This is a genomic window from Longispora urticae (assembly GCF_053902585.1).
This window is the reverse complement of the sequence record NZ_JAQZSH010000038.1, coordinates 1-21,331: the sequence shown is the minus strand read 5'-3', so window position 1 is coordinate 21,331 and position 21,331 is coordinate 1. Positions and strand designations below refer to the sequence as shown.

The window sequence follows — 21,331 nt, the reverse complement described above, 5'->3', positions numbered from 1 at the left end:
GGCGCCGCGCGGCCCGGACCAGGCCGGAACCGCGCGGCGTCGGAGACCCTAGTTCGGCAGCACCTGGTACTTCGTCACCCCGGCCGTGAACGCGATCCGCGAGATGAAGTCCGACCCGTACAGGTCGTACCCGGCCGCCCGGATCCCGGTGAACCACAGCGACCCGGCGACCGTGGACGTGTAGCTCACCGTCCGGGTGGAGCGGGTCCACACCGGGTCGACCCCGGTGCCCAGGGCCGCGAAGTGCGTGTTGCGGTAGGACGTGTAGCTCGCGAGGTCCGGCCAGGTCTGGGTGCGCAGCGGCACGGAGTACGTGGCGCTGTACCGGGCCAGCACCGCGTTCAGCCAGTCGAAGGTCAGGCTGGACCCGGGCGCGTACTGCCGCAGGTTCCCCTGGTGCATCGTGTGGCTGTACACGGAGCCGGAGCCGAGGTGCGCCATCGCGATCGTGGCCTGCTGGTCGAGGATCTCGGCGTAGCTCAGGTCGTGGTCGAAGTAGGGGAACCGGCCGGTGGGCCCGTAGTAGGAGTTGTAGAACGTGGTCTCCTCCTCGGGCGTGGTCACGTGGTAGGCGACGTCGGTGGGCCAGTCGGGCACGACGAGCAGCGCCGGGACCAGCGGGTGCGGGGTCGAGCAGTTCGAGCACGCCGGCCGGTGGCTGGCGAAGGACATGTTGCCGTGCAGGAACTTCACCCCGGCGGCCTTGGCTGCCTGGAGCATCGGGAGGTTGGACGCGGCGAGCCCGTGGTCGGTCGGCGGGTCGATGTCGTTGGTCGGGTCCGGGTGGTAGACCCCGAGCCCGGAGTACTCGGGCGTCTTGAGCACCACGGGCGGCGGGGCGAGGCCGGCCGTCGTACCCGCCGTCTGGTTGTTCCTGATCTCGTCGAGGTTCTCCTGGTAGGGCGTGGTGTTCATCTTCGGGTGGGTCAGCGTGTGGTTGATCCACCGGAACTGCCCGGCGAGGCAGCGGGCGTAGCTGGTCAGCGGGTCGGGCGTCCCCGTCGAGGAGCACTGCGCGGGCGCGGCCGGGTCGATGCCCTCCCCGTTGTAGGCGAGATTCAACACGAAAGCACTCGCCTGGGGGTACTGCTGCCGCAGCGCCGCCTGCTGTGCCGCCGCCCCGGCCAGGTCCTCGCCCGACATCCGGAACTCGGTGGGCGCGTAGGTCCCGTCGGCCAGCAGGTGGTCGTTGGCGATGAACACGTCGTCGACGTCCACGTGCAGCCAGTGCCGCTGCTCGCCGACGAACACGCCCCGGGTGGCCCAGCGCAGCAGCCCGTACAGCAGCAGGTCGGCCTGCGGCAGGTACTGGTTCGTCGTGAACGTCAACGCCAGCCGCTCCCGGCCGTCGGGCGCGGTACTCGTCACCCCGATCACGTCGGAGCCCAGGGTGAGGACGGGGGTGGCCGCGCAGCCTGGGGCGAGCTGGGACCGGTACACATAGGAGAGTTGGATCGGGACGGTCGCCGAGGCGCGCAGGTAGTCGAAGATCGGCGCGCCGGCGGCGGTGACCGCGGCCTGTTCGGGGGTCGCGCCGATCCCGCCCTCGGTGCCGGCCCGCAGGCAGTAGTCCTCGGGGTAGGCGCCGTGGCCGGCGTACAGGGCGACCTGGCGGACGTGGTAGACCTGCTCGTAGTTCCACAGCGTGTACCACTCGGTGCCGTCGAGCGCGCTGGAGTAGCCGCCCGATCCGTCGGCGGTGAGCAGGGCGGCACTGGTGAGCAGCACCGCGTCGTAGCGCCCGGTCCCGTCCGCCTTCACGAGCGCGGGCAACGGGCTGGACCCGGCGAGCAGCACGTCGTACGGCGTGCCGACCCGGTCGAGGGCGGCCTTCCAGGTGGCGAGGCCGAAGTCCTCGGCGTCGACGGCGATCACGAGGTGGCGCAGTGCCACCCGGTCGCCGGGGTCGACGGCACCAGCCGGCGACGGCACTCCCAACAGTGCGGCGAACAGGGCGATGACCAGCAGGATTCGAAGTCTCACGGGGGACCTTCTCTCTACGCGAACAGCCCCAGATTGGCCCCGCTTCCTGATCCACAGGGGATTGTGTCCGCCGCGCGACAGAGGTTCGGCCCCTTCGCGGCCGGCGGGTCGCCGTTCGCCGCGCAGGGGCCGCCGTTCGGGGTGGTGTTTCGGGAGGTCCGGCGGGTATGACTGGCCATCGGGCGGCTCGGGGCGCCGTCCGGTGGCGCTTTCTCACTCTGGATGCGGAACCCTGACGTTGGCGCCGGCTACTCCGCGGCCGGCCGGTTCCGGCGGAGCAGCACCTGGATCAGGCCGACCGCCGACACGACGGCCCACACGCCCTCCAGGAGCAGGAAGCCCCACTGCCGTTCCAGCACGGCCTCGACGGCCAGCACCGTGGACCCGACCACGTTCAGCCACAGGTAGACCAGGGACTTCGGGTTCAGCACGCCGGCCTGGGCGAGCGCGAAGCCGGACAGCACGAGCAGGGAACCGACAATCTGGACGGTCTGGCCCACGGAGTACTCCTCGTGAGCGTCGTCTTGGCGTTCCGGGTACGGCGCACATCTCGTCCGGGCGGTCCCCGAGCCCGGGGACGCCCCCTCATTGTGCCAGCCAGGGCCGCGGGTCGACCGGTGATCCTCCTCGCCGGACCTCGAAGTGCACGTGCGGCCCGGTCGACGCCCCGGTGGAGCCGGCCAGGCCGATCGGCTGACCCGCGTGCACCTGCTCGCCCGGCCGGACCAGGATCACCGACTGGTGCGCGTAACACGTCCAGATGGCGCGGTCGGGGTGGTCGAGGCACGTGTAGTAGCCGTAGCCGTCGGCCCAGCCGGCGCGCAGCACCCGGCCGGGGGCCGCCGCGAGCACCGGGGTGCCGACCGGCGCGGCCATGTCGAGCCCGGCGTGCGGGGCGACCCGCTGGAAGTACGGATCCATCCGGGTACCGAACCCGCTGGTCACCGGCCCGGCCACGGGGGCCAGCAGCCGGCCGGGCGGCGGCGGGGCGGCCCGCGACCCGGCCTCCAGGGCGGTCCGCGCGGCCCCGTCCAGCCCGGTCGCCACCACCCGGGCGCGCCGGCTCGCCCGGTCGACGGTGCCGCGCGCCCCGGACACGGCGATCCGGTCGGCGGCGACCGTGCGCTCGTGCGTCGTGCGGTCGGCGGGGAGCCGGATGTTCGCCCGGTGCAGCTCCCACCACGGGCCCCGCATCGGCTCGGGCACGGCTGCGGCCCGGCGGTACAGCTCGGCGGGCAGGCCCGCGTCGGTGCGCATGGTCTCGGTGTCCCGGGCGAGGGCGGCCTCGGCGGCGGCCAGCAGGGCGTTCTGCTCGGCGACCTCCCGGTAGGCCTGCGCGGCCCGGAGCACGGCCTGGCCCCGGGCGGCGGCGGCCGGGCTGACCCCGGGTTCCCGGATCGCGACCGGCGCGAGGGCCGCGTGGGTGACCTCGGAGCGGGGGAGGGCGGGCAGCGCGGCCAGCGGGTCGGCGGACCCGGTCGGCTCGGCGCTGGTGGGGGCGGGGGTGCCGGGGCTGGGCTGCCCGCTGACCTGCCCCGAGCTGGAGGGTCCGGGCGGCGACGGCGGGGCGGGCGGCATCGGCGGGGCGGGAGAGGCCGGCGGCGACGGGAGCGCCGGGGGCGGCACGGTCCCGACCGGTGCGGGCTCCGGGCGCGGCCGGGTGGCAGCCGGTTCCGGGGCCGCCGACTGCGGGGCCGGTTCGGGACCCGCCGCCACCGGACCCGCGGCCACGATCAGCCCGGCGAGCGCCACGCCGATCAGGACCCTGCACGCTAAGTCAGACATCGACTGAGGATAGCCAGCAAATCATGACAAGCACACACGAGGTACGTGGTTGGCACTATTCCGCGTACAGCGCCGCCAGTGCGCGGGCCGTCTCCGCCATCGCGGCGCGCAGCTCCGGCGGGGACAGCACCTCCACCCCGGCCCCGAGGACGAGCAGCTGGGTGCGCGCGTGCCGGACCGACTCGATCGGCACCGTGGCCCGCACCCAACCGTCCCGGTCGTCGGCCGCCGTGTCCCGGACCGCGCGGGCCACCTCGTCGCTGACCAGGTCGTCCAGCCGCCGCACAGCCTCCGGGGACAGCCGCAGCACCGCCTCGTCGGTGAACCGCCGGGCCGCGAACTCCGCGAGGGAGCGTGCCCAGTGCCCGGCGAGGTCGAAGTCCGCCGACCGTTCGAACCGGTCCTCGGCGACGTGCAGTTCGAGCACCTGGGACACCCGGTACGTCCGGACCTGACCGGCGGACAGCGCCACCAGGTACCACCGGCCGCCCTTGAGCACCAGCCCGTACGGCTCCAGGGTCCGGGTCACCTCCTGGGGCGCCCGCCAGCGCCGGTAGCGCACCTCGACCGCGCGCTGTTCCCAGACGGCGCGCGCGAGGGCGGCCAGGTGCGGCACGTCGTCGGCCTCGGCGTACCAGCCCGGCGCGTCGAGGTGGAACCGTTCCCGGATCCGGCCGGCCCGGTCCCGCAGCTCCTCGGGCAACGAGGCCATCAGCTTGAGCTGGGTGGCGGCCACCACCGCGCCGAGGCCCAGCTCGGCGGCCGGGCCGGGCAGGCCGGCGAGGAACAGGGAGTCGGCCTCGTCGGCGGTGAGGCCGGTGAGCCGGGTGCGGTAGCCGTCGAGGAGCTGGTAGCCGCCGGAGTGGCCGGCGTCGCCGTACAGCGGGATGCCGGCGGCGTGCAGGGCGTCGACGTCGCGGTAGATGGTCCGGACCGACACTTCCAGCTCGTCGGCGAGGGACTGGGCGGTCATCCGGCCCCGCGTCTGGAGGAGCAGGATCAGGGACACGAGACGACTGGCGCGCACTGACACATTCTGTCAGTGAATCCGCCGCCCCGGGTGCCCGAAGGCCGCGCGGACAGTGCGGGGCCGGCGTGGCCTGCGGCGGTCAGCGCCGGGGCGTCACGCCCGCGAGCGTCCCGACCGCGAAGTCCGCCACCAGCGTGTGCCACCGCCGCGCCCGGCGCAGCATCGCGTGCCCGTCGTCGAGCTCCTCGAACCGGGCCCCGAGCAGCTCCGCCCACCGCCGGGACAGCCCCGGATCGGTCACCCGGTCCCGCGACCCGTGTACGAACAGCGCCGGCCTGCCCGCGAGCTGCTCCCACGGGTCGCCCGGCTCGATCCACGGCGCGAGGGCCGCCACCCCGACGACGTCCGGCGCGCCGCCCGCGTGCAGGGCCGCCCGGCCGCCCAGGGAGTGCCCGACGAGCAGTACCGGGCGCGGTCCGAGCTGCTCCAGGGCCCACAGCACATCGGTGTACGCGTCCCGGTCGGCCCCGTTCCACCCCCGGTACCGGTACCGCAGCAGCCGGGTGGTCAGCCCGCGCCGCCGCAGCGCCCACGCGAACGGCAGCATCCGCAGGTACGGCAGCAGGCCGGGCGCCTGATGGCTCTCGGACGCCCCGCCGTGCAGGACGAGGACGACGGGGCCCTCTCCGGCCGGCACTCCGCCGACGATCCTTCGGGTCATGCGACAGTCCTCGACTCTCGGGTGCGGGGCGACTCCACCGTAGTGCCATTCGTCGCCACCCGGCCCCCGGACGGGTCCCAGCTCACCCCGGGGCCGACGCCCACCACCCCGGGCCCACCGGGCCGCCACCGGACCGACCCATCCGTTCCCCCTCCCGCCCCGAATGCACGGTGAAGACTGACTGTGAGGGGTGAAGTGGCCCATGGGGCGACGGCAGGTGGCGGTGATCGGCGCGGGGGTGTCCGGTTTGACGGCGGCGTACCTGCTCCGGTGGGAGCACGACGTGACCCTGTTCGAGGCGGACGACCGGCTCGGCGGGCACGCGCACACCCATGACCTGGGCGGCCTGGCGGTGGACTCCGGCTTCATCGTGCACAACGAGCGGACGTACCCCTTCCTGCTCCGGTTGTTCGCCGAACTGGGCGTGGCCACCCAGCCGACGGAGATGAGCATGTCGGTGCGCTGCGAGGGCTGCGGCCTGGAGTACGCGGGGGCCCGGAAGCTGCCCGGCCTGTTCGCCCGGCCGCGCAACGCCGTCGACCCCCGGTTCCTGGCGATGCTGGCCCAGGTGCCCCGGTTCCACCGCAGGGCCCGGGCGCTGCTCGCCGCCGGGGACGACGACATGACCCTGGGCGAGTTCTCCCGGGGCTTCAGCACGTACTTCGTGCGCCATTTCCTCGTACCCGTCGTCTCCGCGGTCTGGTCCTGCGGCCCGGAACGGGTCGCCGACTACCCCGCCCGCTACCTCTTCGTCTTCCTCGAGCGGCACGGCATGCTCAGCGTGCAGGGCTCGCCCACCTGGCGCACGGTCGTCGGCGGCTCCCGCAGCTACGTCGACAAGGTCGCCGCGACCCTGCCCGCCGCCCGGCGCGGCGTCCCCGTCCGGTCCGTGACCCGGGTGGCGGGCGGGGTCGAGGTGCGCGACGAGGCCGACTTCGCCCAGTTCTTCGACGCGGCCGTGATCGCCACCCACGCCGACCAGGCCCTGGCGATCCGCCCGGACGCGAGCGCCGCGGAGAAGGAACTGCTCGGCGCGTTCGGCTACTCCCGCAACGAGACCCTGCTGCACTCCGACGACGCGATCCTGCCGAGGCACGCCAACGCCCGGGCCTCGTGGAACTACCTGCTGCCCGCCTGCGACCCGGGCGCCGGCCGGCCGGTGGTCAGCTACGACATGAACCGGCTGCAACGCCTCGACACCCCGACCCCGCACGTGGTGACCCTCAACCCGGCCGGCAGGGTCCGCGAGGGCGCGGTGCTGGCCCGGATGGACTACGCGCACCCCGTGTATACGGCGGAGGCGGTGGCCGCCCAGCGCCGGCTGCCCGAGCTGTCCGACGCGACGGTGGCGTACGCGGGCGCGTACCACGGCTGGGGCTTCCACGAGGACGGCTGCCGCTCCGGCGTGCTGGCGGCCCTGAGCTTGGGGGTGGTCTGGTGACGACGGCGACCCTGTACCGGTGCTCCCTGCGGCACGTCCGCACCGGCCCCGTCCGGCACGCGTTCACCTACCGCACCCACCAGTGGCTGGTCGACGTGGACGACCTGCCGACGATCCCGCGCCTCCTGCGCCCCCTGGCCGGCTTCCGCGCGAAGGACCACATCGGACAGTCCGATTCGCTGCGCCGCAACCTGGACACCTACCTCGCCGAGCAGGGCGTCGACCTCGGCGGCGGCCAGATCCTGATGCTCACCCACGCCCGGGTCCTCGGCCACGTCTTCAACCCCCTCACCGTGTACTGGTGCCACCGCGCCGACGGCTCCCAGGCCTGCGTCGTCGCCGAGGTGCACAACACCTACGGCGGCCGGCACTGCTACCTGCTGTTCCCCGACGCGCGCGACGGCGCCGAGGTCGACAAGGACTTCTACGTCTCCCCGTTCATGCCGGGCCGGGGCACCTACCGGATGAGCCTGCCCCGCCCCGGCCACCAGCTGGCGCTCACCATCACGCTCCGGCCCGAGGGCGGGACGCCGTTCGTGGCGAGCCTGCGGGGCACGATGCGCGCCGCGACTGTCCCCGGCCTGCTCGCCGCCGCGTTCCAGACCCTGCTGGTGGCCGCGCGGATCAGGAAGCAGGGCGTGCTGCTGTACCTGAAAGGTCTGCCCGTCCCCCGCACCCCGTCCCGAGAGAGAGTCCGATGACCCAGGTCGTGTCCCGTCCCGCCGCCCCCGTCGACCCGTCGCGGTGGCCCGCCGTCGCGGTGGTGCCCCGGGCCCGGCTCCGGGGCCGGATCGCCGCCGCCCTCCTCGACCGGGTCGCCGGTCGCCTCGGCCTGCTCGCCGGGCCGGGCCCCACCCTCCAGCTCCGCGACCAGGAGGCGTTCTGCCGCCGGCTCGGCCGCGACGGCCTGATCGGCTTCGGCGAGTCCTACCAGGCCGGCGAGTGGGACTCCGAGCAGCTGCCCGAGGTGCTGGGCGTCCTCGCCGCGCACGCCGACGCCCTCGTCCCGCGCCGCCTGCAGTGGCTGCGCCGGTTCTACGTGGCCCGGCACCCGCGCGCCGACGCCAACGACCGCGACGGCGCGCGCAGCAACATCCACCGGCACTACGACCTGTCCAACGAGCTGTTCGCGCTGTTCCTCGACGACACGATGACGTACTCGGCGGCCCTGTTCGACGGGCCCGCCACCTGGGAGAACATGGCCGCCGCCCAGCACCGCAAGATCGACCGGCTGCTCGACGCGACCGGGGTCGGCCCCGGCACCCGGGTGCTGGAGATCGGCACCGGCTGGGGCGAACTGGCGATCCGGGCCGCCCGGCGCGGCGCGGTCGTCCGCTCGGTGACCCTGTCCTCCGAGCAGCGCGACCTGGCCCTGCGCCGAGCCGCCGACGCGGGCGTGGACATCACGGTCGACCTGATGGACTACCGGGACGTGCGCGGGGAGTACGACGCCATCCTCTCCGTGGAGATGATCGAGGCGGTGGGGGAGAAGTACTGGCCCACGTACACCGCCGCCCTCGACGCGCTGCTCGCCCCCGGCGGGAAGGTCGGCATCCAGGCGATCACGATGCGGCACGACCGGATGGTGGCGTCGCGGTACACGTACACCTGGATCCACAAGTACATCTTCCCGGGCGGGCTGATCCCGTCCCTGCCCGCGCTGTCCGCCGCGTTCGGCCGCACCCGGCTGCGGATCCTGGACACCTTCGCCTTCGGGCCGCACTACGCCGACACGCTCAAACTGTGGCGGGCCCGGTTCCTCGACCGCGCCGGGGAACTCGCCCGGCTCGGGTTCGACGACACGTTCCGGCGCACCTGGAACCTCTACCTCGCGTACTCCGAGGCGGGGTTCGCGTCCGGCTACCTCGACGTGCACCAACTCGTCCTCGGAAAGGCGGAGGGATGATCGCGCCCCAGCTCGCGTCGCTCCTGACCACCATCACCGGCCAGCCGCCCGCCGTCCGGATCCGGGCCTGGGACGGCAGCGAGGCCGGCCCCGGCCACGGCCCGACCCTCGTGGTCCGCGACCCGCTCGCGCTGCGCCGCCTGCTGTGGAGCCCCAACGAGCTCGGCCTCGCCCAGGCGTACGCGGCCGGCGAACTCGACGTCGACGGGGACCTCGCCGACGGGCTGCGCCGGGTCTGGCGCCAGGTCCGCACCACCGGCCGGCCGAAGCTGTCCGCGGCCCACCGGCTCCGCGCCCTCCGGCTGGCCGGGAGGCTCGGCATCCTCGGCCCGAAGCCGCCCGCCCCGGAGACCCAGGCCCGGCTCACCGGCGCACCGCACAGCAGGGAACGCGACCGGGCCGCGATCGGTCACCACTACGACCTGTCCAACGCGTTCTACCAGCTCCTCCTCGACGAGGAGACCATGGCGTACTCGTGCGGCTACTGGCGCTCCGAGGAACCCGACTACTCCCTCGCCGACGCCCAGCGCGACAAGCTCGACCTGATCTGCCGCAAGCTCGACCTGCAACCCGGCATGCGGCTCCTCGACGTCGGCTGCGGCTGGGGCTCCCTGACCGTGCACGCCGCCCACCACTACGGCGTGCACGTCACCGGCGTCACACTGTCCGCCGAACAACTGGAGCACGTGCGGCGCCGGGTCGCCGACCTCGGGCTCGAAGGCCGGGTCGACGTGCGGCTCCAGGACTACCGCGACGTGCACGACGGCCCGTTCGACGCCATCGCCACCGTCGAGATGGGCGAACACGTCGGGGCCCGCAACTACCCGGTGTTCACCGCCGCGCTGTTCCGGCTGCTGCGCCCCACCGGCCGGCTGCTCGTCCAGCAGATGTCCCGGGGCAGGGTCGCGCCCGGCGGCGGCGCGTTCATCGAGCACTACATCGCCCCCGACATGCACATGCGGCCCGTCGGGGAGACCGTGGCGCTGATCGAGGACGCCGGCTTCGAGGTCCGCGACGTGGAGGCGATCCGCGAGCACTACGTCCGCACCGTCGAGGCGTGGCTGGAGACCCTCGACAAGCGCTGGGAGGAGGCCGTGGCCCTGGTGGGCGAACCCATGGCCCGGATCTTCCGGTTGTACCTGGTCGGCGGGGCGCTCAGCTTCGCCGAGAACCGGATGGGCGTGGACCAGATCCTCGCCGTCCGGCCGATGCTGGAGGGGGACAGCGGGATGCCGTACACCCGGGAGGCGCTCGGTGTTTGAAGCCATGCTCTGGCAGGCGCTGGCGGCCCTGGTCGTGCTCCTGGTCTTCTTCGGGATCGGCACCGCGATCGGGAAGCACCGGGTCGTCGACATCGCCTGGGGCCTGGGCTTCGCCGCCGTGGCCCTCGTCGGCTACCTGATCACGCCCCGGCACTGGCTGATCACCGCGCTCACGGTGCTGTGGGGGCTGCGGCTGGCCCTGTTCATCGCCTGGCGGTCCCGGGGCAAGCCGGAGGACCCGCGGTACGCGAGACTCCTGGCGGGGAAGAGCCGCTGGTACCCGCTGTTCATGGTGTACCTGCTGCAGTGGGTGATCGTCTGGTTCGTGTCCCTGCCCGTGCAGCTTGCCCAGTGGCACGACGACGGACTGTCCTGGTGGATGGCGCCCGGGGTGCTGCTGTGGGCCGTGGGCATGGTGTTCGAGGGCGTCGGCGACTGGCAGCTGTACGCGTTCCAGAAGGCCGGCGGGCGGGGCCGGGTCCTCGACACCGGACTGTGGCGCTACACCCGGCACCCGAACTACTTCGGCGACGCCTGCGTGTGGTGGGGGATCTGGCTCGTGGCGTGCGCGACCTGGCCGGGGGTGCTCACGGTCCTGTCGCCGGTGCTGATGACGTGGTTCCTGGCCGGGAAGACCGGCAAGCCGATGACGGAGGCGGCGATGGAGGCCCGGCCCGGGTACGCCGAGTACGTGGCCCGGACCAGCGGGTTCGTGCCGTGGTTCCCGCGCCGTTGAGCCCCGGCCGCCCGGCGGGTCCCGGGACTCCGGTGCGGGCCGCACGCGACAATGTCCCCATGATGGACACGGCGATCGTGCTGTTCACCCGGGACCTGCGCCTCGCCGACAACCCCGCGCTCACCGCCGCCGCGACCGCCGCCCGGCACGTGGTCCCGCTGTTCGTGCACGACCCGGCCCTCGACGTGGGCCCGGTCCGGGCGGCGTTCCTGGCGGGCTGCCTGGCCGACCTGCGGGCCGGGCTGCGGGCGCGCGGCGCGGGGCTCGTGGAACGGACCGGCGACCCGGTGGCGGAGGTGCTCCGGCTGGCGGCGGAACTGCGCGCGGGCGACGGTACCCGTCGGATCGGGGTCGCCTGTGCCGCCGACGTCTCCGGCTTCGCCCAGGCCCGCCAGCGCCGCCTGGCCGCCGCCTGCGAGGGGGCCGGCCTGAACCTGCGGCTGTTCGACCAGCTCACGGTCGTCCCGCCGGGCGAACTCGTCCCGACCGGCGGCGACAGCTACAAGGTCTTCACCCCGTACTGGCGGCGCTGGCAGGCCGTGGTGCGCCCCGGCACGACCCCGGCCCCCGACCGGCTGACCCTGCCCCCGGGCGTGGAGCCGTCGGCGGGCCCCGAGGGCGCGGACGGCGAGCGGGCCGCCCGGAAGCGGCTCACCACCTGGCGGGACACCTGGGACACCTACGCCGACGGGCACGACGACCTCGCCGGGGACCGCACGTCACGGCTGGCCGCGCACCTGCACTTCGGCACCCTGTCCCCGAGGGCGCTGCTCGACGGGCCGGAGGCGTTCGTCCGCCAGGTGTGCTGGCGGGACTTCTACGCCCAGGTGCTGCACGCGTTCCCCCGGCTCACGACGCACCCGTTCAAGAACGTCGTCGAGGACTGGGTGGACGACCGCGAGTCCCTGGAGGCCTGGCGCGCGGGGATGACCGGGGTGCCGCTGGTGGACGCCGGGATGCGGCAGCTGGCCGCCGAGGGGTTCATGCACAACCGGGCCCGGATGGTGGTCGCGTCGTTCCTCACCAAACACCTGCGGATCGACTGGCGGCTGGGGGCGGCGCACTTCATGGCGCACCTGGAGGACGCAGACGTGGCCAACAACTACGGGAACTGGCAGTGGACGGCGGGCACCGGCAACGACACCCGGCCGTACCGGCGGTTCAACCCCGTGCGGCAGGGCTACCAGCACGATCCGCGCGGGGAGTACGTGCGGCGCTACGTGGCAGAGCTGTCGGGCCTGGCCGGGCCGGTGGTGCACGAGCCGTGGAAGCTGCCGGCCTCGCAGACCAAGGGGTATCCGAGGCCGATCATCGACCTGTGAGACGGCGTCGACACCGCGTCCGGGGACCCGCCCCTCAGGCGTCGCGGTACGTGAACGACGCGTACGCCGCCGCCGCGACCGCGCCCGCCCACAGCATGAAGATCCCCAGCGCCCCCCACGCCCCGCCGTCCATCGCCGCGGCGGCGCCCGCGTTGCCGAACGGGAACAGGTCGACGAGCCAGGGCACCTTCCCGCCCAGTACCACCGTGAGGGGTGTCTCCACCACGAACGCCAGGACCAGCGGCAGCACGATGCCCAACGCGGTGTTCCGGGTGATCCCGGCGATCCCGAAGCCCCACGCCAGCCAGCCCAGCGCCACGAGCACCACCCGCACCGCGAGCCCGCCCACCCCGCCGCCGGCGGCGTCGTCGAACCCGAGCCGCCAGCCGCCCACGGCCACCACCGCGACGCTGACCACGGCCGCCAGCACCAGCACGGCCACCGTGACCAGCGCGGTGACCGCGAGCTTGGCCGCGAAGACCGTCGGGCGGCGCGGGAACAGGGTCAGGGTCGAGCGGATGGTGCCGAACCGGTACTCCTGGCCCAGCGCCTGCGCCCCGAACGCCGCGAACAGGAACCCGCCGATGCTCAACGGTGCCGCCAGCCCCGCCGCGAGGTTCCGGGCGGGCTCCGGGTCGGACTCGCCGACCGCCACGAACAGGGTCGACAGGCCGGCGGCGATCAGCACCACCAGGGCCGCGATCACCCAGGTCCCGGGCACGGAGCTGATCCGCCGCCACTCGTAGCGCAGGGCCGAGGTCACGGGGCCTCCCGGGTCGCGTACTCCTGGTGGTCGGTGGTCAACTCGAGGAACGCCTCCTCCAGGCTCGCCGTCCGGGCCAGCAGCTCGCGGACGGGCAGTCCCGCGTGGAAGGCGATGTCGCCCACGGTGTCGGTACTGGCCCCCGCGACGGCCACGGCGTCGGCGCCCTCCCGGACGGCGGACAGCCCCTGGGCGGCGAGCCGGTCGATCAACAGCCCCGGGTCGGGCACCCGGACCAGCACGTCGTTGCGGGTACTCCGCGCGACGAACGCGCCCAGCGGCTCGTGCGCGATCAGCGAACCGCGCCCGATCACCACCAGGTCGTCGGCCATCAACTGCATCTCCGACATCAGGTGGCTGGAGACGAACACCACCCGGCCGGTGCCGGCGTAGGCCCGGAGGAACTCGCGCATCCACTGGATCGACTGCGGATCGAGCCCGTTGGCCGGCTCGTCGAGCAGCAGCACATCGGGTTCGGCGAGGATGGCGCTGGCCAGGCCGAGCCGCTGGCCCATGCCGAGCGAGAAGCCCTTGGGCCGCTTCCGGGCCACCGTGTCGAGCCCGACCTGTTCGATCACCTCGTCCACCCGGCGGTCGGTGACCCCGGTGCCGGCGGCGAGCATCCGCAGGTGGTCGCGGGCGGACCGGTTCGGGTGGAACGACTTCGCGTCGAGGTGCGCGCCCACCACCCCGCCGGGCACCTCGTGCTCGACGAGGGGCCGCTCGTCGAACCGGGTCGTGCCCTCGCCGCGGTCCAGGCCGAGCATCAGCCGCATGGTCGTGGACTTCCCGGAGCCGTTGGGACCGAGGAAGCCGGTCACCCGCCCGGGTTGGAGCACGAAACTGACGTCGTTCACCGCGCGTTTGGCCCCGAAGGACTTTCCGAGCCCGGCCGCCTCCACGATCATGTGGAGAATATTAGGTACTTTTCCCTACTGTTGCAGCCATAACTCCCAGCCGGTGCACCCCGGCCGCAGCAGGTACGTGTGCCGCTGGTCGAGATGCTCGTCCCCCTCGACGCCCGGCAACGCCCAGATCGGCGAGCCCAGGAAGGTCAGACGCGCCCGACCCCACTGCCCGCCCTTGATCGTCCAGTCGTACCCGTCGTGGTTGAGCTGGTAGGTCGTGTCGGGCTCCAGCCAGTACACGTGGTTGCCGGAACACTCCAGCCGCAGACTCGTGATCCGGTGCAGTCCGAGCTGGTCGTCGTACGCGGTGTCGACGGCCCCGATCGGCGTCGTCGTCAGGAATTCGGTCACGTCGCCTCCACGACCTTCACGCGCCACACGCCCCGGCGCACATTGCGCCCGGCACGTTTGTACTCGAATTCGGCGATCGCGTTCTGCCGGTTGCGGTGTTCGACGATTTCCAGCACCTGTTCCCGGTCGACCAGGCTACGGGGCAGTTCGGTCGTCACCACCAGCCAGACCTGCGGCCGTTGATCCATTGTGAGGCTTCCTCTCCGTACGCCTTGTCTTTCCATAAGCGGATAGGGCGGTACGTTCCAGGTAAGCGGGCGTGAGCAGGCAATCTCGACGGACTGTCGCCTACCTGTCAAACACATGAGTTTTCATTCACGTTATGTCGGCTGTGGGTACAACTTTCGACCGGAAATAAACGGTCCGGCGCGCCTTCCGAGCCACCGAACCACAACGCGTTACGCATAGCGGATGTACGCACGCAGAAGCATTCTCTTCGCCCTCGTCGCCGGTGGACTCGTCGTGGGCACCGGTACCCCCGCCGCCGCCGAACCGAACATCGCCGTCACCGTGGACGACGGCCGGGCGAGTGTCCGGGCCGGGGAGCGGCACGAGTACACGGTCACGGTCCGCAACGCGGGCACCGAGACCGCGAACCTGGTGCTGGAGGTCGGGGTACCCGTCGGGGTGGAGCTCACCCCGCGCAGCCGCGGCGCGGAGGCCGACGGGGCGCGGGTCCGCTGGCCCGTGGAGGTCGGCGCCGGACGGTCCACCCGGATCCGGGTCTCTGGGCTGGCCTCGGCCCTGCCGGCCGGTCAGCAGCGGCTGGCGCTGACGGCCTGCGCGCTGCCGGTGCGCAACGGGGCGGCCGTGGCGTGCGCGACGGACATGAACACGGTGGCGGCCGGGGAGCCGGAGTCGGAGCCGGTGACGCCGGGCGGGTGGGGGGTCGCGGGCGGGGCCGGGGTGCTGCTGGTCGCGGCCGGGGGCGGGGCCTGGATGTGGCGGCGACGCGGCAGGGGCGCCCGCGTCTAGGGCTTCCTGCGGTCCAGCTGGATCACCCGGATCCGTTCCAGGTTCGTCGTTCTCGTGACCGTGAACTTGTCCTTCATCAGCGCCGCCCGGCTCTTCGGCAACCCGCCGAACGGATCGGTCCGGCTGCCGGTCTCCACCAGCCAGACCCGCTTGACGTCCCCGAGACACTTGCTCCAGTCCGGGCACTCCTTCGCCGCGAGCCAGCCCTGCTCCCGCGCCGTCCGTTCCATGAACATGTCGCGGGGCCGGCTCGGCGCGTCGCGCAGCTCGTAGTTCATCACCCGGCGGGCGAGGTCGCCGGACCGGTCGAACCCGTCGTTGAACGCGACGCCGTCGGTCGGCTGCGCGTGCGCCGCGATGAACCGGAACGCGCCCGCGTACCCGGGCTGCCCGTCGGCCGCGTTGGTCCGCACCTCGCGCTGCGCCGGGAGCCCGGTGTAGCCGAGCAGGGCGACCGCCAGGAACCCGCCGACCAGACCCAGCGTGGCGGGCATCCGGCCCCGGGCCGGCAGCCGGAACAGTTGGCAGGCGCCCATCGCGGCCAGCAGACACCACGCCGGGAGGGTGAAGAAGAAGTACCGGGCGAGGAAGATGTGCAGCACCGAACCGGTCAGGTACGCGACCAGGGGCGGCACCAGCAGCCACAGGGTCAGCGTCAGGGCCACCCGCCACCGTGACCGGAGCGCCAGCAGCAGGCCGACGAGCGCCAGTACCCCGAACGCCTGGGCGATGGTCATCGTGCCGAACAGCTGCCGGGGGAACTTGAGCACCGCCGGCCAGTCGTTCTTGATCCAGGACGCGGCCGTCGCCTGACTGCTGCCGAGGACGAACAGCGGGATCACGACCAGCATCGCCGTGCCCACGGTGACGATCCACTGCCACACCCGGTCGTCGCGGCGGGCCGTGAGGAACACCCAGACCAGGTGGCCGAGGAGGACCATCAGGGACACGAAGTGCAGCCAGCCGACCACCGCGAGCGTCGCGCCGTACAGGCCCCACCACAGGCCCGTGGGCCGGTCGAGCGCGCGGAGCAGGAGCCAGGTGGCCAGGGTCACCCCCAGGACGACCAGGGCGTAGGACCGGGCCTCCTGGGCGTACCGGGAGACGGACGGCAGCAGCATGAACAGCAGCCCCGCCGTCAGACCCGTCACGGTGTCCGTCAACCGGCGTCCGATCAGGACGATGAGCAGGCACGCGAGCGCCATGGCGACGGCCGCCGGTACCCGCATCGTGGTGGGCGAGTCGCCGGCCAGCCTGATCCACGGGTGCATCAGGACGTAGAAGAACGCGTGGTACAGGTCGATGTTGACGATCAGGCGGCGCAGCTCCGCGAACGACAGCCGGGCGGCGTGCCAGGTGACCAGCTCGTCGTTCCACATGTTGCGGTTGCCCGACTGGTACAGGGCGAGGGCGAGCGTGCCCAGGGCCGGGATCAGCGCGAGGAGCGCGCCCGCCCGGCGCGGGCCGGGGCGGGCGGGGGCGGGCGGCGCGGCGGCCGGGGCCTCCTCCTCGTCGACCTCCGGGGGCGCGGTGCTCACGTCGGTCATCCCGCGTACTCCTTGACACTGAAGCCGAACACCGGGTTCTGGGCCTGTTCCCGCATGGCCTTCAGCGCCGCCGGGTCGTTGTCGATGTTCCAGTCCCCGGAGCCGTTGATGTTGAAGTAGACGATCCCGATCACGTCGGGGCTGGTGGCCACGCTGGTCATCAGGTTGACGATCTGGCTGGGCCGGGACGGGTTCAGCTCGACCCCGGTCTCGACGATGATGATCGGCTTCGCGGTGAACTTCCGGACGGCCGCGATCGACGGGCCGAACAGGTCCTTGAAGTTCCGCTGGCCGTCGAGGGTGTAGTAGCCGTCCAGGCCCACCCAGTCGACGTAGGCGTCCCCCGGGTACAGCGGGCCGAGTTCGACGCCGCGGACCGGGTTGATCACGTTGGGGGTCCAGGCCCACAGCACGTTCGTGGCGTTCTGGGCCCGGAAGATGTCGTGCACGTGCCGCCACGCCGCGACGTACTCCTCGGGGGTGTTGCCCTTCGTGCCCCACGAGTACCAGTGCCCGTTCATCTCGTGGGCGAAGGTCATCGCGATCGGCAGGTTCAGGTTCCGCACCGCCTTGGCGAACCCGGTGATGTACGTGTCCTGCTTGCCCTCGGCGATGTCCTTCATGGGAATGTCGAACGGCTCCCACCGGATGAACGCCATGCTGCCGCCCTCGTGCAGCCGGCGGGCCTCGGACGCGGCGAAGCCGTCCTTGAAGCTCTCGAAGATCGAGACCAGGTTCGGTTCCTTGCCGGTCCGCTCGGCGTGCGCCCTGATCCGCCCCGCGTCCGCGCCGCCGGCGACCGACACGCCCAGGTACTTCGTCTTCGGCAGCACCAGGCGGCTCACGTCGTACGTCGGGACGGGAGCCTGGGTCGGCTCGTTGATCGGCGCGGCCAGGATCCCGCCCGCGTGCCCCCGGATCGGGATCGTGCGCACCACCGCGACCTCGATTGCCGCCACGGCGAGAATCGCCATGATCATGAAAAGGTACTTGGACTTCATGCGATGACCTCGATGTCGCGGGTGGGCTTCACCAGCAACGACTGTAGGGCGATGAGCAGGGCGAACATGCCGGACAGGAACATCGGCGCGTAGTCCAGGGGCGGGCCGGTGAACATCCGGGCCCCGGCGAGGCCGACCCAGGCCAGCGACAGCCCGGTGGTCCAGAACCGCAGTCCGTACCACAGCCGCCGGGTCCGGTCCTTCTTCGCGGTGCCGCCGGTCGGCTGCCAGCCCATCGGGCGGCCCCGGAGGATGTCCCACACGGCGAACATGTGCGCCCAGCCGTAGATCAGCTTCACGGTGAACACGTCCACCCCGTACGGCGTGCGGTGCCAGAGGGGGACGACCGCCAGGTTGTACAGGATGCTCGGGATGATCAGCACGTAGTTGAGCACCGCGATCTGGCCGGGGAACACGGCCAGCAGCACCAGGGGGAGCGCCGGGGTGACCAGCGTGTAGAGCCCGGTGTGGACGTAGTAACAGAAACCGGACACGTAGGACAGGCGGGCCCGCAGGCTGAGCTTCGTCCGCCAGAACTTCCGCGAACTCAGCAGGCTCATCGAGCCGGCGCACCACCGGTACTGCTGGGTGAAGAACGAGTCCACGTTGCTGGGGCACAAACCGGCCGCCAGCACCACCGGGACGTAACGCAGGCCCCAGCCCTCGACGCGCAGGTTGAAGCCTGTGTGCACGTCCTCGGAGTGCTCGATGAGCGCCGTGCCCCCGATCGCGTCCAACGCCGCGCGCCGGTAGACGGCGCAGCTCCCCACGCAGATCGCCGCGCCGTGGTGCTGCCGGGAGACCTGGACGGAACGGTAGAACAGCTCCTGGACGGTCCCCGCGCCCCGTTCGAGCCAGCCCTGGCCCTTGTGCACCCGGAAGTACTGCGGCGACTGCACGATGCCCAGGTCGGGCGCGTCGTCGAAGTACGGCAGGAGCTCCTCGAGCATGTCGGCCCGGGGCGCGAAGTCCGCGTCGAGGACCAGGATGTAGTCGTGGTCGGTGCGCTCGAAGGCGTACCGCATGTTGCCGGCCTTCTTGAACCAGCCCCGGTTGGGCCGGCGCAGGTAGCGGAACCCGAACCCCAGGGCCGTCCGCCGCAGCCCGTCGTCGGGGGAGTCGTCCAGCACGTGCACCCGGATCTCCCCGGGGTAGCGGGCCACCATCTTCCGCACGCACGCCCAGGTGTTGCCGACCACGTGGGCCGGCTCCCCGCAGATCGGCAGGAAGACATCCACCGACGGGTACTTCTCGGGCCGCCACCCCGCCACCAGCCGGCTGTGCGCGCGCATGTCGAAGTCGCGGGTACCGACGTTGACCACGAACGAGATCACGTAGTAGACGATCGTGAACCCGAGCAGGGGGGTGAACAGGAGCAGCCACGGGGACATCCGCAGGAACAGCACCTGGCTCACGGTCAGGCAGCTGAAGCTGACCAGGGACGCGAGCATCAACGCGACCAGCCGGCGCTTCCGGTGGACGTACTTCTCGTCGTCCGTCGGGGGCAACGGCACAGGCGCGTACGCCGGCCGGAGGGGGCCGGTCGCGCGCTGGGTCGGGACCCGCAACTCGCCGGGGATCCGGAACTCGGCCGTGAGCGTCGGATCGACGCCCCGCGGGGTGCGCCTGGTCAGGAGGGGTCGCATCGTTTCCGGTCGCCGGCCTAGGCGACCGCGGTACGGAGCTCGTTGGCGACGCGTTGCAGGTGCCAGCCCAGCTCGGTGGAGGAGGTCAGGCGCAGGGTCACCTGGCGGTCGAGGGGGCCGCCGGGCTTGCTGCGCGCGTACCGGACCACCACCAGCCGGTACTGCTTCTGGCCGCCGTCCTCGACGCCCTCCTTGTCCCGGGCGTACAGCGTGCCGTCCTCGGCCTTGAACCACTGCAGGCCCCAGGCGTTCTCCTTGCGCCGCAGCTCCTTCTGCCTGTCCTCGCCGCAGCCGTCGGGGCAGTCGCGCACCACGAGCTGCCCGCTCGGGGCCCCGGCCGCGCCCGAACCGTCGCCGCACTGGAACATCGTCGGCCAGCCGGGCTTGACCTGCTGCTTGGCGCACGTCCAGGTCGTCGGGACCTTGAAGTCGAACCCGACCTCGGCCTTGGTGTTCGAGGGGACGGTCTTGTCGGTCGGCTTGTAGACCGCCCAGTAGTTCGGCCACACGGCGACCTGCGGGGGTTCGAGGCCGGGCACCACGCCCGTCGTCGGCTCCGGCTCGGCCTGCGGGCTCGGCTTCGGGTCGGGCTTCTTGCTCAGTTCCAGGTACGCCACCACGCCGCCGCCGAGCAGCAGCACGACGACCAGCGCCAACGCGCCGAGCACCAGGACGAGCCCCTTGCGGGACTTCTTCGGCGGCGGATACCCCGCGGCGGTGTAGGGCACCCCCGACGCCTGCCCGGGCGGCGCGCTGTACGGCGTGCCCGAGACCTGTCCGGCCGGCCCCGACACGGGGTACGGCGCGGCGGACACCGAACCGGGCATTCCGGACACCGGGTACGGCGCGGCCGACACGGGCGGGGTGGGCCAGCCCTGCGCGGGCGGGGCGCTCTGCGGGGCGCCGACCGGCATGCCCTGCGCGGGAGCGCCGGGCCACTGCTGCGGGGGCTGCGGCTGGACGGGACCGCCCTGACCGGGACCCGGCTGACCTGGCCACTGGTGCCCGGTGACGGCCTGCCCCTGCCACGCCTGTCCCGGGCCGGGCTGTCCCGGAGCGGGCTGCCCCGGGCCGGGCTGTCCCGGGAACTGCCCGGGAGCCTGCTGTGCCTGCCCGGGCCACTGCTGCGGGCCCGGCTGCGCGGCCCCGGGCTGCCCCGGCTGGGGCGCGCCCACCGCGGGCGCCTGCGGATGCCCGGCCACCGGCGGAGCTCCCGCCCCGGGCCCGGCCTGCTGCGGCACGGTCGGCGGCTCGGGCGCGGCGAACACCCCCGGCTGCTGCCCGACCTGGGGCAGGCCGCTGGGCGGCGTGCTGCCCTGGTCCGGCGGGAACCCGAGCACGGCCGTCGGCTCCGATCCCGGCTGCGCGGCGGCCGGCTCCGGCGACGTCAACGACGAGGGGAACGCCCCCGGCGGCAGGAACCGCCGCTCCTCCTGCGGGATCGGCTGCAGGATCGTCGCCTGCTCCGGCTCCGGCGGCGCGGGGAACACCTGCGGCACGGTCAGCTCGGCCGACATCGGCTCCGGCGCCCAACCCCGCCCGGGCTGGCCGGTGCCGGCGTCCGGGGCGAACGGGATGTTCATCGCGCCGAGGAACTGGCGGGCGGCGTCGTGGTTCTCGCCGTGGAAGGCGATCCAGGGCCGCTTGCCGCTGGGGTCGGTCGCGGCGACCAGGTTCTGCCCGGAGAGCACCTGGTTGATGAAGACCATCGCGAAGCTGAAGGTGGACCGGTGCGCGCTGTTGCGCTTGGCACCGTCGGTCATCACGACGACGGTCAGCCGCTGGCCGTCGTCACTCTGTGCCAGCCAGGTTTGGGCGATATGGGAGTCGCTCAGGAGCTGGAGCAGCGCGTACGGGCCGACCTTTGCCATGGTTCCTCTTCAGGGTAAGGAATGGTGCGCCCTGATGGTATCGAGTACCGGCCAGTCCTCAACGTCGGAAGTCGGCGAGATCGCAGTACCCATAAGCGTTTTGTGACTGTCCATGTTCATACAGTGAGGCCGGCCCGGGAACT

At 72.7% G+C, this 21,331-nt stretch carries 20 protein-coding genes and 1 riboswitch; of the genes, 7 read left to right on the top strand and 13 right to left on the bottom strand.

The genetic code is table 11. The annotated features are described in order from the left end of the window. Nucleotides 1-48: 48 nt before the first annotated feature. From PT931_RS26190 to PT931_RS26170, 5 genes are all read right to left on the bottom strand, one after another. The gene (locus PT931_RS26190; protein ID WP_456248358.1) at nucleotides 49-1,983 is read right to left on the bottom strand and encodes an Agd3-related carbohydrate deacetylase; all 1,935 of its coding nucleotides are present in this window, start codon (nucleotides 1,981-1,983) and stop codon (nucleotides 49-51) included. A gap of 248 nt (nucleotides 1,984-2,231) precedes the next feature. Next, nucleotides 2,232-2,483 carry a CBU_0592 family membrane protein gene (locus tag PT931_RS26185; RefSeq protein ID WP_456248357.1) on the bottom strand — a complete coding sequence of 84 codons (252 nt, stop codon included), beginning with the start codon at nucleotides 2,481-2,483 and terminating at the stop codon, nucleotides 2,232-2,234. 13 nt (nucleotides 2,484-2,496) lie between these two features. Next, a riboswitch (guanidine-III (ykkC-III) riboswitch) is annotated at nucleotides 2,497-2,567 on the bottom strand. Nucleotide 2,568: 1 nt separating this feature from the next. Further along, nucleotides 2,569-3,768 (bottom strand): peptidoglycan DD-metalloendopeptidase family protein, encoded by a 1,200-nt coding sequence (locus PT931_RS26180; protein ID WP_456248356.1) that lies wholly within the window; start codon nucleotides 3,766-3,768, stop codon nucleotides 2,569-2,571. A gap of 55 nt (nucleotides 3,769-3,823) precedes the next feature. Then, nucleotides 3,824-4,795, bottom strand: a complete 972-nt coding sequence (locus tag PT931_RS26175) for a helix-turn-helix transcriptional regulator (RefSeq protein WP_456248355.1) — start codon at nucleotides 4,793-4,795, stop codon at nucleotides 3,824-3,826. Nucleotides 4,796-4,877: 82 nt separating this feature from the next. Then, entirely contained in the window at nucleotides 4,878-5,459 is a 582-nt protein-coding gene (locus PT931_RS26170; RefSeq protein WP_456248354.1) for an alpha/beta fold hydrolase, read from the bottom strand. A 202-nt stretch (nucleotides 5,460-5,661) separates the two neighbouring features. Here PT931_RS26170 and PT931_RS26165 point away from each other — a divergent pair, with 202 nt between their 5' ends. From PT931_RS26165 to PT931_RS26140, 6 genes are read left to right on the top strand one after another with little or no spacing between them, the layout of a single operon-like run. Then, on the top strand, nucleotides 5,662-6,900 hold the full coding sequence (locus PT931_RS26165; protein WP_456248353.1) for an NAD(P)/FAD-dependent oxidoreductase: 1,239 nt from the start codon (nucleotides 5,662-5,664) through the stop codon (nucleotides 6,898-6,900). Continuing rightward, on the top strand, nucleotides 6,897-7,601 hold the full coding sequence (locus PT931_RS26160; protein WP_456248352.1) for a DUF1365 domain-containing protein: 705 nt from the start codon (nucleotides 6,897-6,899) through the stop codon (nucleotides 7,599-7,601). Before PT931_RS26165 ends, PT931_RS26160 begins: the two co-directional genes overlap by 4 nt. Further along, nucleotides 7,598-8,806 (top strand): class I SAM-dependent methyltransferase, encoded by a 1,209-nt coding sequence (locus PT931_RS26155; protein ID WP_456248351.1) that lies wholly within the window; start codon nucleotides 7,598-7,600, stop codon nucleotides 8,804-8,806. The genes PT931_RS26160 and PT931_RS26155 overlap by 4 nt, the downstream gene beginning before the upstream one ends. Beyond that, the gene (locus tag PT931_RS26150; RefSeq protein WP_456248350.1) at nucleotides 8,803-10,068 is read left to right on the top strand and encodes a class I SAM-dependent methyltransferase; all 1,266 of its coding nucleotides are present in this window, start codon (nucleotides 8,803-8,805) and stop codon (nucleotides 10,066-10,068) included. The genes PT931_RS26155 and PT931_RS26150 overlap by 4 nt, the downstream gene beginning before the upstream one ends. Beyond that, nucleotides 10,061-10,804 carry a DUF1295 domain-containing protein gene (locus PT931_RS26145; protein WP_456248349.1) on the top strand — a complete coding sequence of 248 codons (744 nt, stop codon included), beginning with the start codon at nucleotides 10,061-10,063 and terminating at the stop codon, nucleotides 10,802-10,804. Before PT931_RS26150 ends, PT931_RS26145 begins: the two co-directional genes overlap by 8 nt. Nucleotides 10,805-10,863: 59 nt before the next feature. Continuing rightward, nucleotides 10,864-12,126: a cryptochrome/photolyase family protein gene (locus tag PT931_RS26140; RefSeq protein ID WP_456248348.1), complete on the top strand. Its 1,263-nt coding sequence runs from the start codon at nucleotides 10,864-10,866 to the stop codon at nucleotides 12,124-12,126. A gap of 34 nt (nucleotides 12,127-12,160) precedes the next feature. Here PT931_RS26140 and PT931_RS26135 read toward each other — a convergent pair whose 3' ends face one another. Genes PT931_RS26135 through PT931_RS26120 form a run of 4 tightly spaced genes read right to left on the bottom strand, consistent with a single transcriptional unit; the run spans nucleotide 12,161 to nucleotide 14,336 of the window. Beyond that, a complete protein-coding gene (locus PT931_RS26135) occupies nucleotides 12,161-12,889 on the bottom strand; it encodes an ABC transporter permease (RefSeq protein WP_456248347.1) in 729 nt (242 codons plus the stop codon). Beyond that, nucleotides 12,886-13,794 carry an ATP-binding cassette domain-containing protein gene (locus PT931_RS26130; protein ID WP_456248378.1) on the bottom strand — a complete coding sequence of 303 codons (909 nt, stop codon included), beginning with the start codon at nucleotides 13,792-13,794 and terminating at the stop codon, nucleotides 12,886-12,888. Before PT931_RS26130 ends, PT931_RS26135 begins: the two co-directional genes overlap by 4 nt. A 27-nt stretch (nucleotides 13,795-13,821) precedes the next feature. Then, nucleotides 13,822-14,148, bottom strand: a complete 327-nt coding sequence (locus tag PT931_RS26125) for a hypothetical protein (protein ID WP_456248346.1) — start codon at nucleotides 14,146-14,148, stop codon at nucleotides 13,822-13,824. Continuing rightward, entirely contained in the window at nucleotides 14,145-14,336 is a 192-nt protein-coding gene (locus tag PT931_RS26120) for a hypothetical protein (RefSeq protein ID WP_363725874.1), read from the bottom strand. The genes PT931_RS26125 and PT931_RS26120 overlap by 4 nt, the downstream gene beginning before the upstream one ends. Nucleotides 14,337-14,559: 223 nt before the next feature. Between PT931_RS26120 and PT931_RS26115 the strand changes: the two genes are divergently transcribed. Next, nucleotides 14,560-15,123 (top strand): hypothetical protein, encoded by a 564-nt coding sequence (locus PT931_RS26115; RefSeq protein ID WP_456248345.1) that lies wholly within the window; start codon nucleotides 14,560-14,562, stop codon nucleotides 15,121-15,123. Here PT931_RS26115 and PT931_RS26110 read toward each other — a convergent pair. From PT931_RS26110 to PT931_RS26095, 4 genes are read right to left on the bottom strand one after another with little or no spacing between them, the layout of a single operon-like run. Next, a complete protein-coding gene (locus PT931_RS26110) occupies nucleotides 15,120-16,670 on the bottom strand; it encodes a glycosyltransferase family 39 protein (RefSeq protein WP_456248344.1) in 1,551 nt (516 codons plus the stop codon). The genes PT931_RS26115 and PT931_RS26110 overlap by 4 nt on opposite strands. Next, the gene (locus tag PT931_RS26105) at nucleotides 16,667-17,671 is read right to left on the bottom strand and encodes a glycoside hydrolase family 26 protein (RefSeq protein ID WP_456248343.1); all 1,005 of its coding nucleotides are present in this window, start codon (nucleotides 17,669-17,671) and stop codon (nucleotides 16,667-16,669) included. Before PT931_RS26105 ends, PT931_RS26110 begins: the two co-directional genes overlap by 4 nt. Next, nucleotides 17,668-19,317, bottom strand: a complete 1,650-nt coding sequence (locus PT931_RS26100; protein ID WP_456248342.1) for a glycosyltransferase family 2 protein — start codon at nucleotides 19,315-19,317, stop codon at nucleotides 17,668-17,670. Before PT931_RS26100 ends, PT931_RS26105 begins: the two co-directional genes overlap by 4 nt. A 17-nt stretch (nucleotides 19,318-19,334) precedes the next feature. After that, a complete protein-coding gene (locus PT931_RS26095; protein WP_456248341.1) occupies nucleotides 19,335-21,188 on the bottom strand; it encodes a hypothetical protein in 1,854 nt (617 codons plus the stop codon). Nucleotides 21,189-21,331 lie beyond the last annotated feature (143 nt).

What these genes read in the sequence shown, in the direction of transcription:
- PT931_RS26180 (WP_456248356.1), bottom strand. Translation starts at nt 3,768, where the DNA reads ATGTCTGACTTAGCGTGCAGGGTCCTGATCGGCGTGGCGCTCGCCGGG.
- PT931_RS26170 (WP_456248354.1), bottom strand. Translation starts at nt 5,459, where the DNA reads ATGACCCGAAGGATCGTCGGCGGAGTGCCGGCCGGAGAGGGCCCCGTC.
- PT931_RS26165 (WP_456248353.1), top strand. Translation starts at nt 5,662, where the DNA reads ATGGGGCGACGGCAGGTGGCGGTGATCGGCGCGGGGGTGTCCGGTTTG.
- PT931_RS26155 (WP_456248351.1), top strand. Translation starts at nt 7,598, where the DNA reads ATGACCCAGGTCGTGTCCCGTCCCGCCGCCCCCGTCGACCCGTCGCGG.
- PT931_RS26150 (WP_456248350.1), top strand. Translation starts at nt 8,803, where the DNA reads ATGATCGCGCCCCAGCTCGCGTCGCTCCTGACCACCATCACCGGCCAG.
- PT931_RS26140 (WP_456248348.1), top strand. Translation starts at nt 10,864, where the DNA reads ATGATGGACACGGCGATCGTGCTGTTCACCCGGGACCTGCGCCTCGCC.
- PT931_RS26120 (WP_363725874.1), bottom strand. Translation starts at nt 14,336, where the DNA reads ATGGATCAACGGCCGCAGGTCTGGCTGGTGGTGACGACCGAACTGCCC.
- PT931_RS26115 (WP_456248345.1), top strand. Translation starts at nt 14,560, where the DNA reads ATGTACGCACGCAGAAGCATTCTCTTCGCCCTCGTCGCCGGTGGACTC.
- PT931_RS26110 (WP_456248344.1), bottom strand. Translation starts at nt 16,670, where the DNA reads ATGACCGACGTGAGCACCGCGCCCCCGGAGGTCGACGAGGAGGAGGCC.
- PT931_RS26105 (WP_456248343.1), bottom strand. Translation starts at nt 17,671, where the DNA reads ATGAAGTCCAAGTACCTTTTCATGATCATGGCGATTCTCGCCGTGGCG.
- PT931_RS26100 (WP_456248342.1), bottom strand. Translation starts at nt 19,317, where the DNA reads ATGCGACCCCTCCTGACCAGGCGCACCCCGCGGGGCGTCGATCCGACG.
- PT931_RS26095 (WP_456248341.1), bottom strand. Translation starts at nt 21,188, where the DNA reads ATGGCAAAGGTCGGCCCGTACGCGCTGCTCCAGCTCCTGAGCGACTCC.